Origin of the sequence: Mycobacterium adipatum (assembly GCF_001644575.1) — a bacterium.
Lineage (GTDB): Bacteria > Actinomycetota > Actinomycetes > Mycobacteriales > Mycobacteriaceae > Mycobacterium > Mycobacterium adipatum.
On sequence record NZ_CP015596.1, the window covers coordinates 4423537 to 4437511 of the forward strand.

At 66.9% G+C, this 13975-nt stretch carries 13 protein-coding genes and 1 pseudogene; 6 read left to right on the forward strand and 8 right to left on the reverse strand.

Annotation, left to right across the window (positions count from 1 at the left end):
• Positions 1–10 precede the first annotated feature (10 nt).
• Positions 11–865 carry an SDR family oxidoreductase gene (locus tag A7U43_RS21025; RefSeq protein ID WP_068003313.1) on the reverse strand — a complete coding sequence of 285 codons (855 nt, stop codon included), beginning with the start codon at positions 863–865 and terminating at the stop codon, positions 11–13.
• 13 nt (positions 866–878) lie between these two features.
• Positions 879–1937 carry an LLM class F420-dependent oxidoreductase gene (locus A7U43_RS21030; RefSeq protein ID WP_067999076.1) on the reverse strand — a complete coding sequence of 353 codons (1059 nt, stop codon included), beginning with the start codon at positions 1935–1937 and terminating at the stop codon, positions 879–881.
• A gap of 73 nt (positions 1938–2010) precedes the next feature.
• On the opposite strand from A7U43_RS21030, the gene A7U43_RS21035 reads away from it, so the two are divergent.
• Positions 2011–3507: an acyl-CoA carboxylase subunit beta gene (locus A7U43_RS21035; protein ID WP_067999078.1), complete on the forward strand. Its 1497-nt coding sequence runs from the start codon at positions 2011–2013 to the stop codon at positions 3505–3507.
• A gap of 115 nt (positions 3508–3622) precedes the next feature.
• The gene (locus tag A7U43_RS21040) at positions 3623–4828 is read left to right on the forward strand and encodes an integrase core domain-containing protein (protein WP_067993882.1); all 1206 of its coding nucleotides are present in this window, start codon (positions 3623–3625) and stop codon (positions 4826–4828) included.
• 82 nt (positions 4829–4910) lie between these two features.
• Here the strand turns inward: A7U43_RS21040 and A7U43_RS21045 are convergent, their stop codons facing one another.
• Genes A7U43_RS21045 through A7U43_RS21055 form a run of 3 tightly spaced genes read right to left on the reverse strand, consistent with a single transcriptional unit; the run spans position 4911 to position 7365 of the window.
• A complete protein-coding gene (locus A7U43_RS21045) occupies positions 4911–5948 on the reverse strand; it encodes a TIGR03857 family LLM class F420-dependent oxidoreductase (protein WP_068003314.1) in 1038 nt (345 codons plus the stop codon).
• Positions 5945–6313, reverse strand: coding sequence for a nuclear transport factor 2 family protein (locus tag A7U43_RS21050; RefSeq protein WP_067999080.1), 369 nt, complete (start codon positions 6311–6313; stop codon positions 5945–5947). The genes A7U43_RS21045 and A7U43_RS21050 overlap by 4 nt, the downstream gene beginning before the upstream one ends.
• Complete coding sequence (locus tag A7U43_RS21055) at positions 6310–7365, reverse strand: phosphotransferase (protein WP_067999082.1); 1056 nt, start codon at positions 7363–7365, stop codon at positions 6310–6312. Before A7U43_RS21055 ends, A7U43_RS21050 begins: the two co-directional genes overlap by 4 nt.
• A 66-nt stretch (positions 7366–7431) precedes the next feature.
• On the opposite strand from A7U43_RS21055, the gene A7U43_RS21060 reads away from it, so the two are divergent.
• Positions 7432–8049: a TetR/AcrR family transcriptional regulator gene (locus A7U43_RS21060; protein ID WP_067999083.1), complete on the forward strand. Its 618-nt coding sequence runs from the start codon at positions 7432–7434 to the stop codon at positions 8047–8049.
• A 223-nt stretch (positions 8050–8272) separates the two neighbouring features.
• Here the strand turns inward: A7U43_RS21060 and A7U43_RS21065 are convergent.
• The 3 genes and pseudogenes from A7U43_RS21065 to A7U43_RS21075 form a co-directional block, all read right to left on the reverse strand.
• Positions 8273–9361 (reverse strand): annotated as a pseudogene (locus A7U43_RS21065) (flavin-containing monooxygenase); the annotation flags it as partial.
• Between the two features lie 10 nt (positions 9362–9371).
• Entirely contained in the window at positions 9372–9815 is a 444-nt protein-coding gene (locus A7U43_RS21070) for a nuclear transport factor 2 family protein (RefSeq protein ID WP_067999085.1), read from the reverse strand.
• Positions 9815–10636, reverse strand: coding sequence for a mycofactocin-coupled SDR family oxidoreductase (locus tag A7U43_RS21075; protein ID WP_067999088.1), 822 nt, complete (start codon positions 10634–10636; stop codon positions 9815–9817). The genes A7U43_RS21070 and A7U43_RS21075 overlap by 1 nt, the downstream gene beginning before the upstream one ends.
• Before the next feature lie 92 nt (positions 10637–10728).
• Between A7U43_RS21075 and A7U43_RS21080 the strand changes: the two genes are divergently transcribed.
• The 3 genes from A7U43_RS21080 to A7U43_RS21090 are packed head-to-tail and all read left to right on the forward strand — an operon-like array spanning position 10729 to position 13971.
• Positions 10729–11739 (forward strand): Rieske 2Fe-2S domain-containing protein, encoded by a 1011-nt coding sequence (locus A7U43_RS21080; protein ID WP_067999090.1) that lies wholly within the window; start codon positions 10729–10731, stop codon positions 11737–11739.
• A complete protein-coding gene (locus A7U43_RS21085; RefSeq protein ID WP_067999093.1) occupies positions 11736–12326 on the forward strand; it encodes a cysteine hydrolase family protein in 591 nt (196 codons plus the stop codon). Before A7U43_RS21080 ends, A7U43_RS21085 begins: the two co-directional genes overlap by 4 nt.
• Complete coding sequence (locus tag A7U43_RS21090; protein WP_067999094.1) at positions 12319–13971, forward strand: acyl-CoA synthetase; 1653 nt, start codon at positions 12319–12321, stop codon at positions 13969–13971. Before A7U43_RS21085 ends, A7U43_RS21090 begins: the two co-directional genes overlap by 8 nt.
• The last annotated feature ends 4 nt before the right edge of the window (positions 13972–13975 follow it).

Genomic DNA, 13975 nt, shown 5'->3' on the forward strand with positions numbered 1-13975 from the left:
ACTGTTGTCATTACACGTCATCCCCCACCACACCGAGCGCGGACCGAGCACGTTGCTCATAGCCCTGCCGCGCGGCGGTGTCGAATTCCAGGAACACCTTGTCGGTGCCGACCCGGCGGCTCACCCAACGCCGGCCGCGCGGGCCGAGCAACCCCAGCGGGCCGAGCACGAACCGGATCCCGCCGGGCACCGTCACATGCGTCTTGGGTTTGTCCAGCGCCCGCACGATGGCCGCGGCGATGTCCTCGGGCTCGACGGGCCGGTTCGCCCGGTTCTGCGCGGTGCCGGAGATCAACTCGGTGCGGGTGAACGGCGGCATCACCACGCTGACTTCGATACCGCGGCCGGCGAACTCGTCGGCCATCGCACTGGACAGGCTGATCACCGCGGATTTCGTCCCGGAGTAGACGGTCTGGCCGGGCACCGGCATCAGCCCGGCCAGCGACGCCACGTTGACGATGTGGCCGGCGCCGCGCTCGATCATCTCGGGCAGCACCAACTGACACCCGGTGATCACCCCGTAGAAGTTCACCTCGATGGCCGAGCGCAGCGCCTGCTCGGACTGATCGAGGAATCCGCCGATCGGCATCACCCCGGCATTGTTGATCAACACGTCGATGCGGCCGTCACCGTCGACGCGCGCCCGATTCAGGAAACCCGTGAACGACTCGCGGTCGGTGACGTCGAGCGGATGCCCGCTGACCCGGTCATGTCCGAGCGTCGACACCGCGGCCTGCAACGCCTCGACATCACGGTCGCCGATCACCACCCGGGCCCCGCGGTCACGCAGCGCCGTGGCGGTGGCATACCCGATGCCCCGGGCGGCACCGGTGATCACCACGGTCCTCCCGCTGATCCTGTCCACACCGAACCTCTTCTCACCCATCAGCATTGGCATTCACGGTTGCTCGGCGTGACCGAACCTCGTCCAGCACCGCCGCGATCGCGGCTTCCGACATGCCGGCGGGGAAGCCGGGCAGCACCCGGTCGATGGCGCCCACGCATCGCCGAACCAAAGCCTCTGCCACATCGGGCAATTCGGCAACCACCGCGAACGTCTCGAGCACCTCATCGTCGAGCAGGGTGGCCATGGTGTCCCACTCCCCCAGCCGGGACAGCCGGTGCAGCTCCTCGTGCAGACCGCCCCAGCCGTGCAGATCGAGCACCTTCCGGTAGGCGGGTGTGGACCCATAGAACGCCAGCTGCTTTCGGTGCGCGGCCGCCGACGCCGCGAACTGCTCCTCGGTCTCGCCGGTCACCACGAACACCGGGCAGGACAACTCGACGTCCGCCCGGGACCGTCCGGCGGCATCCAGACCGGCCTGCAGCGCGGGAGCGGTCACCTCGTCCAGGTAGCGGCGGGTGGTGAAGGCGTGCGCGATCAGTCCGTCGCCCACCTCACCCGCCACCCGGGTCATCAGGTCACCGACCGCGGACACGAAGACCTTGGGCACGCCGTGCGGTTGCGGCTCGGGGGTGAACATCGGCGTCATCAGCTGGTGGCGGTAGAACTCGCCCTCGAAGCTCAGCCGCTCCCCGTTGCACCAGGTGTCCCAGATGGCGTGCACCGCGGCGACGAACTCACGCATCCGCCGGTCCGGATGGCTCCACGGCATGGAGAAGCGCTTCTCGATGTGCGCCTGCACCTGGGTGCCCAGCCCGAGGATGAACCTGCCCTGGGCGTAGCTGTTCAGGTCCCAGCCCAGCTGCGCGACCAGCATCGGATTGCGCGCGAAGGCCACCGCGATGCTGGTCCCCAGCTGCAGCCGCGACGTGTGCTCGGCAGCCAGCAGCAACGGCAGGAACGGGTCGTGATTGATCTCCCCGGTCCAGCATCCGTCGTAGCCCTGCTGCTCGATCTCGCGTGCCCGCGCCGGGACGGCATTGAGGTCGCTCGGGATACCACGATCGATGCTCAGCCGGGCGACATTACCCATGCGGGGGAGGCTACAGTAAGCACTTCAGTATGGTCAACGAACCGACGACGGTCACCGAGAACAGGACTCCTGTATGACGAACACGCCCGACTGGCAGGAAACCCTCGACGATTTGGAGCGTCGTCGCGAGCACACGCTGGCCATGGGTGGACCTGACCGTGTCGCCAAGCATCGCGCCAAGGGCAAGCTCGACGTCCGCGCCCGCATAGACCGCCTACTGGATCCCGACACGTTCCGTGAGTTCGGTACGTTCGCCGGCGGGGAGATCGCCGCGGACGGGATCGTCACCGGCTCCGGACTGATCAACGGATCGCCGGTGATGGTGGGCGCGGAGGATTTCACCACCCTGGCCGGGAGCATCGGCTCGACCGGCAACGCCAAGCGCTACCGGTTGGCCGAACTCGCCGTGCGCGACAAGATCCCGTTGGTGATGCTGCTGGAGGGCGCCGGATTCCGGCCCACCGGAGCGCATTACGGCCGCACGCCCACCGACCTCATCGCGCAGGCGCAATGCTCGGGCCGGGTGCCCACGGTGGCCGCCGTGCTCGGTCCCTCGGCCGGCCACGGCGCGCTGGTCGCGCCGGTCAGCGACTTCCGGATCATGAGCAGTCAGGGCGCCATCTTCACCGCCGGGCCACCGGTGGTGCGGGAGTCCACCGGTGAGGAGATCACCAAGGAGGACCTCGGCGGGCCGAGCGTCGCCCTGCACAGCGGTGTCATCCACAACCACGCGGACACCGACGAGGCCGTCATCGACGATATCCGCCGCTACCTGTCGTACTTTCCGTCCAGCGCATGGTCATATCCCGAACCGCTGCCCTTCGACGAGGACGCCGCCCCGCGGCCCACCCCGGAACTGCTGGAGATCATCTCCCGCGACAACCGGCGGGTCTACAACATGCGGTCGGTGCTCGACGTCGTCTTCGACAACAACGACTGGTTCGAGGTGCAACCGCAGTTCGGTAAGGCGATCGTCTGCGCGCTGGCCCATCTCGGCGGGCACCCGGTCGCCGTGGTCGCCAACCAACCGAACGTGCTGGCCGGCTCCATCGACGCCGACGCCGCCGACAAGGCCGCGCATTTCATCATGGTGGCCGACTCCTTCCACCTGCCGATCGTCTTCCTGGCCGACAATCCGGGCATGCTGCCGGGCAGCCGCTCCGAGAAGACCGGCGTGCTGCGGGCCGGGGCCCGGATGTTCGCCGCGCAGACCGCGGCGACCACACTCAAGCTGCACGTGACCTTGCGCAAGGCGTACGGTTTCGGCTCAATGGTGATGTCGCTGTTGGGATTCGACGGCCAGGAGGCGACGTTCGCGTTCCCGGGTGCGACGATGGGCGCGATGAGCGCCGCGGCGCTGTCCAGAGCCTCGCACGCCGAGTCGGATCTGTCGGCGCTGCTGCGGGAGGCCGAGCTGACCGCGTCCTACCGCTCCGCGGATCACCTCGGCTTCGACGAGCTGATCGATCCTCGCGAGACCCGCGATCAGCTGCTCGCCGCGTTGCAGCGCGGGTTGCGGTCCCGGCAGGCCGCGGCCGAGCCGGTACGGCGCACCGTCATCCTCCCCTAGCGATTTGTGGAGTTTTAGCCGCAATGGTTCCGGTGTCCGGTTTCGGGACATCGCTGACACATGTATGTCTCGGGACATCGCTGACACCTGAGTAGGGCCGCGACCAGGATGGTTCATGGCCCAGAAGGTGACGGCGATGGACATTCGCATGGCTGCGGCGTTGGCCGGGCAGATCGACAATGTGGCGGAGTTCTGCCGCCGCGAGAACATCTCCCGAGAGACGTTCTACAAGTGGCGACGACGGTTCCTGCAGCACGGCCTGGCCGGGCTGCAGGACCTGTCGCGGCGCCCGCGTCGGTGCCCAGGGCAGAGCAGCGCGGTGGTAGAGAAGCTGGTCCTGGATCGCCGGCAGCGGTTGCTTGACCAAGGCGTTGATCATGGGCCGGAATCCATCGTGTGGTCACTGCGCGACGACAGTACTGTCGATGCCGCGCTGGTGCCTTCACGATCGACGGTGTGGCGGATCCTGACTCGCCATAGCATGATCACCCCGCAGCCGCAGAAACGGCCGAAATCAGCGACCAAACGCTTCTGCTTCACCCGACCCAACGAGTGTTGGCAGTCGGACTGGACGCAATGGCAACTCGCCGATGGCACCCACGTCGCGATCGCAGGCACCCTCGATGATCACTCCCGGTACCTGGTCGGGCTGCACGCGGCCACCGGTGATGCCGACGGGGAGCTGGTCTGGGCAGTCATCATGGCCGGTATCTGGGAGTGCGGGATTCCGGCAATGTCGTTGACAGACAACGGCTCCGTTTACACCGGTCGCCTGCGCGGCCACGAGTCAGCCTTCGAGATCAACCTGCGCACGCTGGGGACCCAGACCATCAACTCCACCCCGTATCACCCGCAGACCTGCGGCAAGATCGAACGGTTCTGGCAGACCCTGAAGAAATGGCTGCGGGCCCAGAGGGCGCCGATGACCATCGCTGAACTCAATACGCTTTTGGACGCGTTCCGCGATTTCTACAACCATCACCGTCGCCACCGTGCCCACCGCGGGGTGACGCCGGCGGCCGTATTCAGCGCCACCGTATCCGCTCGCCCAGCACCCCGGCCGCTGCCGGGACCGGTCTTTGTCACCTGCAACGTCGTCGATAAGAAAACCGGACGACTCAACGTGGGCCCCTACGACGTCAATGTCGGGCTGCGGTGGGCCGGGCACCAATGCCACGCCATCCGCGACGGCGACCACATCACGATCTTCAGCGGAAACCGACTCGTGCGCACACTGGTCGCCAACCCCAAACGCAGATATCAACCCGGCGACAAGACCACCCGCAGCTATCGCACTCGCGAGCCCCAACCGGCACCATAAGTGTCAGCGATGTCCCGAGACATATGTGTCAGCGATGTCCCGAGACACGACACCGTAACCATTCCGGCTAAAACTCCACAAATCACCGGCGATAGGCCGTGACGATCGGCTCCAGCTCGTCGGGGGTGGCGCCGTGCAGGATGACCGCGTCCGCGCCGTAGTCGAATTCCTTGCGAATCCGGTCCACGCACTGCTGCGCCGAGCCGGTGGCCGAGGGTTCCAGCCACTCGTCCGGGATCAGCGTCGCAATGTGCTCGATCTGCGCGGCGGTGGCCTTGTGGTCGATGCCGCCCGCCACCGACTGCACCACCTCATCGGCGCGGAAACGTTGCAGCACAGCGGGATCCCAGTTGTTGGTGCTCACCAGCAGATCACCATAGCCCTGGAGGTAGGTGGCCAGCCGGGCCACGGTCTTCTTCAGCCGCAGTTCCTCGGGCAGATGGTCGCCGACGGTGGCGAAGCACGACCAGACCCGCACACTGTCGGGGTCGCGGCCGGCCTGTTCGGCGGCGTCCTTCACGATCTTGACCGCGCGCTGCAGTGTCTCGGGGGTGAAGTAGGTGTGCAGGATGACGTCGTCGAACTCTCGGCCACCCAGCGCGAGGGTCTGCGGACCGAACGCCACGATCGCCAGCCGAATGTCCTCGCGGAAGTCGGAGTCCAGGAACAGCAATGGGTACGTGCCGATCGGGCCGTCATGGTTGAAGATCAGCTCGCCGTGCCAGAGCCGGCGCATCACCTGCGCGAAGTCCTCCATCTGGGCCGTGGTCACCGCCGGTACCCCGAACGCTCCGTAGATGGCGGCGATACCGCGGCCCAGGCCCAGGGTGAATCGCCCGCCGGACAGCCGGTGCATGGTGGTGGCCCACGATCCGGTGATCAGCGGGTGCCGGGTGTTGTGGTTGGTCGCCCCGGTCGCGATCTGCATCCTGCTGGTGACCGCGAGCGCGGCCCCGGTCAGCGAGGACGCCTCCTTGACGTTCCACCGTTCGGAGATGAATCCGGTGCCGAAGCCGAGTTCCTCGCCGCGGCGCGCCTCGTCCATCAGCGTGGCCGGGCCCTCACCACCCGCGCCGGCCAGCAGGTAGTAACCGAGTTCATCGAGGACACGTTCGCTCACGCCCACACTCCTTGTTTGTAGCCACAATTCCAGACCTCGGTGATACGACCGTCGACCACCCGGAAGATCTCCATGCTGCCGATCGTGATCTCGGCGCCGTCGGTGGTCCGCATCGGCGACTGGTACACGATCGCGACGTGTTCGTCGTCGGCGACCACGAGCTTCAGGTCGAAGCGGATGCTCTCGAACATCCCACAGTGGTCGACGACGCGGTTGACGGCCTCCTCGTGGCTGAGCACCTTCACCTCCCCCACATCGTGACGGGTGACGGTGTCGCCCAACAGTTCATCGGCCAGCACGAAGTCCCGTTCGTTCCAGACCACCAGGTTGTACAGCTCGACGACCTCCCGGGCGGTGCGGGTCACGAGAACTCCTCCAGTGCCCCGATGTCCTCGATGGCTGCCACCGCACGATCGATCAACGTCACACAGAGTTGTCGGGACCGTTCGGGCACCACATCCCAGGTCAGCAGCGCGACCACCGGCATGTACAGCAGCAGAGCCACCCCGAAGCGGTAATGCCGCCATGCCTCGTCGAACCCGTAATCGGTGACACCACGCCGTTCCAGCGCGGCGATGTAGTCGCGCACCAGTGTTTCGTCGTGGCCGCGGCGCGCGGCGGTTGGCAGGCCCTGGCTGACCAGGTAGGCGATATCGGCGGCCCCCGCCCCTCGCACCGCCAGCTGGAAGTCGACGATCTTGAGCTCATCGCCTCGGAAGAACATGTTGTCGGCACGAATGTCTCCGTGCAGCAACATCGATCGCGCCGACAATGCGCTCAACGCCTGCGGCGCCAGCTCGCCGAAGCCATCGGCGAAGTCCGCGACCGCGGGCGGAACCGACCGGTCGGTCTTGTCCAGATACATCTGCCATCCCGGGGTGAAGGCCGGCAGGAACAGATCACGGGTCAGCTGATTGTCGATGAGCGGGAACTCCTGCAGGACAGCAGAGTCGGCCTCATGCTCCGACCAGGCGTGCAGGTCGGCCAGCACCCCGACGCACAACCGGGCACGGTCCACCGAAAGCCCGGCCAGGTGATCGGCGTTGTCCCAGTCCTGCAGATCCTCGAGCACCAGCACGAAGGAGTAGCCCTCGATGCGGGCGATGTGGCAGTGCGCCGTCGACATCGGCGCCGCCGGCGCGATGTGCCGGTAGAACGCGAGTTCCCGGCGGTAGCCACCGAGCAGTTCCATCCCCCCGCGCGCCTCTGAATCCGCGGGAAGTTTCACGATCATCGAGGCCGGCAGCCCGTCGCCGCGCAGCGACAATCGGTACAGCCGCGCCGAGAAGCCGGTGTCCTCGGCGATGCGTTCGGCACGGACATCGGTCACCGGCATCGCGATCGCCTCGGCCAGCCACTGCGCGGTCACCTCGTCGATGCTCGACGGGACCCGCGCGGGCACAGCGGGTGATGTCATCCTTGACCTCCGCAGAAATTTGACGCTGAACAAGTAAGTTAGTTGTCAGGCGTTTAATATGCAAGAGTGCCATCCCCGATCCAGGGCCTCAGTCAGCCGGAACGCGTCGAGCAGTCCTCGCGTCGGCTGCTGCAGGCGGCCGCCGAACTGATCGTCGAAAAAGGTTGGGAGGCAACCACCGCCGCCGAGATCGGCCGACGAGCCGGCTACAGCCGGGCGATGGTGCACGCGCGCTACGGCAGCAAGGACGCCATCCTGGACGCCTTCCAGCGGGGCTACGTCACCCAGCTCAATCCGGACGCCGACCCCGACGCCAATGGCCTGGCCCGGGTGCTCACCCATTTCGACCGGGTCCAGCAACTTCATGCCGAAGACCCGGCGGTCACCCGGGCGATGTTCGTCGCCGCGTTCGAAGCCGTCAAGACCACATCCCCGCTGCGCGAGAGTGTCCGGTCGCAGCTGGCCAATGCCGCGGTCAAGATCGACGCCGCGCTGCGGGCCGGGATCCAGGACGGCTCGCTGCGGCCAGACATCGACGTCGAGGCCGCGCTGCAAGACATCACCTCGTCGATCTTCGGGATCGCGTTCCAGTGGGTGACGCTGCCCGAGGACCACGACCTCGATCACGAGATCACCTGTGTGCGAGAGCGGATCATCGCCACCTACGGCGCTACGCCGCGCTGAGGAACCGCTCCGTCACCTGCTGCACGCCACCGGAGAACAGGTGCCCGACATGGCTGCCGTCATGCCAATGCAACTCACCGCCCCAACGGTCTTGCATGGCCAGCGCCGAACTCCGCATCGCCATCTGGTCGTGCCAGGCTCCCACGATCAGCCGTCGCGCAGTCACCGGGGTGGTCGCCAGCGGGTCGATGACCGAGGTCATCGCCGAGACGACATCACCCTGTTCGGTGCTGATCCCGGTCGGGGTCACCGAGATGATCGGCCCCTTCCGCAGGTCGATCAGGGTCACGTTGTCCCGGTTGAAGGTCTCGTAGTAGCCCTGATCGATAATCGGCCGCTTGCAGGCGAACGGGTGGGTGGGCACCAGCGCGGCGGCGGTCTCCGGATCCTCGACGACCCGGGCGATCGCCTCCCCGTAGAGCGCGGTCGCCATCCGGTTGGCCTCGATGTCGAAGAACACGTCGCCCCAGTTCAGCGCTCCCAGGACGCCGCGCTCGTCGATGGCCCGCAGTTGCTCTTCGCGGGTGGCCGTCGTGATCAGCGGGCTGCCCAGCATGTCGAGCAGCACCGAGAACGCGGACAGTCGGGCCGCGCCGACGGGGTGTTCGCGTTGGGCGGCGCGGATACCGGCGTAGTCGGCCTTGAGCGCGTCGAGTTCACCTGGCGCGAACTCGTGCACGGTCCAGGGCAGTGTGAACGCCGCCGAGCGCTGGAACACGCTGAGCTGCGCGACCTCGGCCGCGATCACCGGGATGAGTTGCACCCCGGTCGAACCGGTGCCGATCACCCCGACCCGCTTTCCGGTCAGGTCGACGCCGTCGGGCCAGCGACTGGTGAACAGCGACTGCCCGGCAAAGGACCTCATGCCCGGGATGTCGGGTTCCAGCGGCACCGACAGGATTCCCGACGCGGCCACCACGAACGGCGCCGCGTAGTCACCGCCGGAGGTCTCCAACAGCCACTGTGCCTGCGCCTCGTCGAAGGTCATGGCGAGCACCTCGGTGCCGAAAGCGATATCGCGACGCAGATCGAGCCGGTCGGCGACGAAGTTCAGGTAGGCCTCGATCTCCGGCTGGGCCGGCATGGATCCCGTCCACACCCAGTCCTGCTGGATCTCCTCGGAGAAGCTGTAGGAGTATTCGATGCTCTCGATATCGCACCGCGCACCGGGATAGCGATTGACCCGCCAGGTCCCGCCGACACCGGCGTCCTTCTCCAGCACCTGGACCCGCAGGCCTTGTTCGCGAAGTTTGTGCAGCGCGTACAACCCGGAGAATCCCGCCCCGATGACGACGACGTCGTAGCGCTCCATGACGTCCCCGCTACTTCGCCTGGGTGAATCGCATGATGGTTCGGGTCAGGTGCAGGCTGGTGATCACCCAGGTGCCGTCGCGGTTCTCGTAGGTCTCGTGATAGTGCCCGGCTCCGAAAAGCTCACTGCCGTCGGCGAACAACAGCAGGTCCTCCATCGCCCAGATCGCCGACGCAGTGGTGTCCGAGGTCACCGTGATCTCCGGGGTGTGCACGTGGTGTTTGGTCTGGGCATGCTCCACCCCGCCGAGCACCACCGGCAGGAACTCCTCCAGCCCGTTCAGCGGGGGCGCGGTCTGCCCGTCCGCGCCGCCGACGGAGGTGGCCATGTCCAGTGTGACCACGACGTCCGGGGCGAACACCTTCTTCCAGGCCTCGTAGTCCTTGGTGTCCAGCAGCCGGCAGTACCGCGCCTTGAGCTGACGGATCTCCTCGCGGATCTCTTCGGCGCTCATCAGAACTGCGCCATGCCGTTGTCGATGGCCAGCGCCACGGCGGTGATGTGCTTGGCCTCGTCGGAGGCCAGCCAGACCGCCGAGGCCGCGACGTCCTCGGGTTCGACGATCCAGTTCGGGGTGAACGGCGTCCCCATCTGCACCAGCGTGGGATTGGTCTCGAACGCCTTGTTCAGCGCAACCACCATGTTCCCGGTGCCCATATCGGTGATCACCGGACCGGGGTGGATGCTGTTGACACGGATGTGGTGGCGGCCCAGTTCCGCGGCGAAGGCCCGCGCCATCCCGGTGACCGCGTGCTTGCTGGCGGTGTAGTGCACCATGAACGCCTGCATCTTCACTCCGGCAAGGGAACTCACCAGGATCACCGAGCCGCCGCGGCCGCCGTCGATGATGTGCTGGGCGCCGGCCATCACGGTGTTCCAGGTGCCGGTGACGTTGATGTCCATGACGTCGCGGAACGACTCGGGGGTGATGTCATGCCAGGCCTCGGCGATGGTGATGCCGGCGTTGGCCACGATCACATCGAGCCGGTCGAGCTCGGCCACCCCGTCGGCGACCGCGGACGTCAGCCCCTCATAGTCGCGCACATCGACGATGCGGTGGAAGATCCGTCGCCCGGTGGCCTTGACCAGGTCGACGGTTTCGGCGAAGTCGTCGGGCGTCGCCGAGTCGTAGGGCACCTTCGGTGGCAGCGGGCCCGCGATGTCGATGGCGATGATGTCGGCGCCCTCATTGGCCATCCGGACCGCGTGCGCGCGGCCCTGGCCGCGGGCGGCTCCGGTGATGAAGGCGACCTTGTCGGTCAACAGCCCGGGCATTGAGCTCCTTTACATATCTCACGCTATTTGAAAAGCTTGCGGACGATACTACGGTAAGCAATTCAGTAGCGGTCCGGATCCGGAGGCACACCATGGAAGTTCCGTTCACCTGGAAGGTCACCGGCTGGTTCGTGATCGGCTGGTCGGCCGAGTTCGTCGCCGGTGAGACCAAAGCGCTCAAGTACTTCGGCGAGGACCTGGTGGCCTGGCGCGACGAGGACGGCACCCTGCACCTGATGGAGGCGCACTGCAAGCACCTCGGCGCCCACCTCGGCCACGGCGGGAAGATCGTCGGCGACTGCGTCGAGTGCCCGTTCCACGGCTGGCGCTGGGGCGCCGACGGCACCAATCGCTACATCCCGTATCAGCCCGACAAACCCAACCGGGGCGTCCGGCTACGGGTCTACCCCGTCGTCGAACAGCACGGGGTGGTGTTCATGTGGTACCAGCCGCACGGTGAGCCGCCAAAGTGGGAACTGCCCGACATATTCACCAAGCACCCCCAGTTCGAGACCGACCCGGACGCCTATTACCGGCCGTTCCCGGAGTTCTCCCGGTTCGCCGAGAACGAACCGGTCCATCCCCAGATCGTCGCCGAAAACGGTCCGGACAGTGCGCATTTCCGCTACGTTCACCGCGCCACCGTCACCCCGGTCTGCCTGGACTGGAAGGTGGTGGACAACGAGTGGCAGTTCCTCACCGGCTGGCCCGATGCCCGCAGCGAGGATCCCGACAAGATGTCGCTCTACATCCACAGCCATTTCTCCGGGCTGGGCTTCGCCATCAGCGCGTTCGAGGGCGCCGCCAACCACCGGCTGATCTTCGCGTGCACCCCGGTCGATGACCACAATTCGAACATGTTCTATTCGATCTGGTGGCCCAAGGAACCCGGGGACACCGGTGATGTGCCACCGGAAGAGGTGCGCAAACGCGTCGAGAAGCAGTACCTGGTGACGGTCTGGGACGACCTCGACATCTGGCGCTACCAGAAGTACGTGGAACGGCCGTCGCTGTCCAAGATCGACGCGAAACCCTATATGGCCATGCGGAAGTGGGCCCAGCAGTTCTACGAGGTGCCCCCGGTCGAGAAGACCAACGCGTGACCCTTGCGATCGTCACCCAGGAACTCCAGGGTGCGGTGGTCGGGCCGCGCGCCGGGCTGGCGGTGCTGGCCTCCGAGGCGCAGCAACTCGCGCTGCCCAACATCGCCCGGTTGCTCCCGGCGGCTCGGGCGGCCGGCCATCATGTGGTGCACTGTCTGGTGCAGCGCCGCCCCGACGGGCTCGGGTCCAACCACAACGCCCGGTTGTTCCCGGCAGGCACACGATCCGTCGACCTCACTCCGGGCAGCGAGGGCGCCACCCTGCTCCCCGAATTCGGCCCGGAACCCACGGATCTGATGTTGTATCGCTGGCACGGCGTCGGCCCGATGGGCGGAACCGATCTGGATGCGGTGCTGCGCAATCTCGGCGTCGGCACCATCGTCACGGTCGGGGTGTCGCTGAACATCGCGATCCCCAACCTGGTGATGGACGCCGTGAACGCCGGTTACCGTGTGGTGCTCCCCCGCGATGCCGTCGCCGGGGTCCCCACCGATTACGGCCAGGCCGTCATCGACAACAGCCTCGCCCTGCTCGCCACCGTGACCACGACCGACGACCTCATCGAGGAATGGAGCCGCCATGGCTGAGACATCCCCGCAGTTCACCGTGCCGGCCGTGGCCGACGCCGTCGCCGCGGCCGTTCCGGACCGCCCGCTGATCATCCAGGGTGACCGCCGGTACAGCTACCGCGAGGTCGTGGACCGGTCCCGCCGGCTGGCGGCCTACCTGAGTTCCCGCGGTCTGGGCTGCCACACCGAACGCTCGGCACTGTCCGGGCATGAGGTCGGCCAGGATCTGCTCGGCATCTATGCCTACAACGGCCCGGAGTTCATCGAGGGCCTGTTGGGGTCGTTCGCCGCGCGGGTCGCACCGTTCAACGTCAACTACCGCTACGTCAAGAACGAATTGCAGTATCTGCTCGCCGATTCCGCGGCGTCGGCGCTGCTGTACCACGCGGCGTTCGCGCCCCGGGTGGCCGAGATCCGCGACGAGCTGCCGCAGTTGGAGGTGCTCATCCAGATCGCCGACGGCTCCGGCAATGAGCTGCTCGACGGCGCGGTCGACTACGACTCGATCGTCGCCGCCCCGGCCCCGGGACCTGCCGTGCGGCATTCCCCCGACGACCTCTACGTGCTCTACACCGGCGGCACCACCGGCATGCCCAAGGGCGTGCTGTGGCGTCAGCACGACATCTTCATGACCTCGTTCGGTGGCCGCAACATGATGACCGGTGATCTGGTCGGCTCGGTCGAGGAGATCGCGACCCGGGTCGCCGAGAATCCCGGCACCAAGCTGCTGATCCTGCCGCCGCTGATCCACGGCGCCGCGCAGTGGGCGGCCATGACGGCGCTGACCACCGGCCAGACGTTGGTGTTCCCCAGCACGGTCGACCGGTTCGACGCCGACGAGGTGGTGCGCACCATCGAGCGGGAACAGGTGATGGTCGCGACCGTGGTCGGCGACGCGATGGCCCGCCCGCTGCTGGCGGCGATCAAGGCCGGGTCGGCGGACGTGTCGACCCTTGCCGTGGTGGCCAATGGCGGTGCGCAACTCACCCCCCATGTGAAACAGCAGTTGATCGAGGCCAAACCGGGCCTGGTGGTGATCGACGGGGTCGGCTCCTCGGAGACCGGCGCCCAGCTCAACCACTTGTCCGCCGGCGGCGCAGTGTCCACCGGCACCTTCAATGCCGGCCCCGATACAGCCGTGGTGGCAGAGGATTTCAGCGCGGTGCTGGCGCCCGGGCATGACGACCTGGGCTGGTTGGCCCAACGCGGGTACGTCCCACTGGGCTACAAGAACGACGCCGCCAAGACCGCGGCGACGTTCGTCACCATTGATGGAGTCCGCTACGCCATCCCCGGGGACCGGGCGAGGCACCTGGATACCGGCGCCATCGAATTGCTCGGCCGGGATTCGGTCACCATCAATTCCGGAGGGGAGAAGATCTTCGCCGAGGAGGTCGAGTCCGCGATCGCCTCCCATCCCGCGGTGGCCGATGTGGTGGTGGCCGGGCGGCCGAGTGAGCGCTGGGGTAGCGAAGTCGTGGCGGTGGTGTCGTTGGCCGACGGTGCGCACGCCACCGCCGAGGACCTGATCACTCACGCCGAGCAGACGATCGCCCGCTACAAACTGCCCAAGGCGGTGGTGTTCCGGCCGACGATCGAGCGAAGCCCGGCCGGCAAGGCCGACTACCGGTGGGCCCGCGAGCAGGCCCTCACCGGGTCCTGACCCG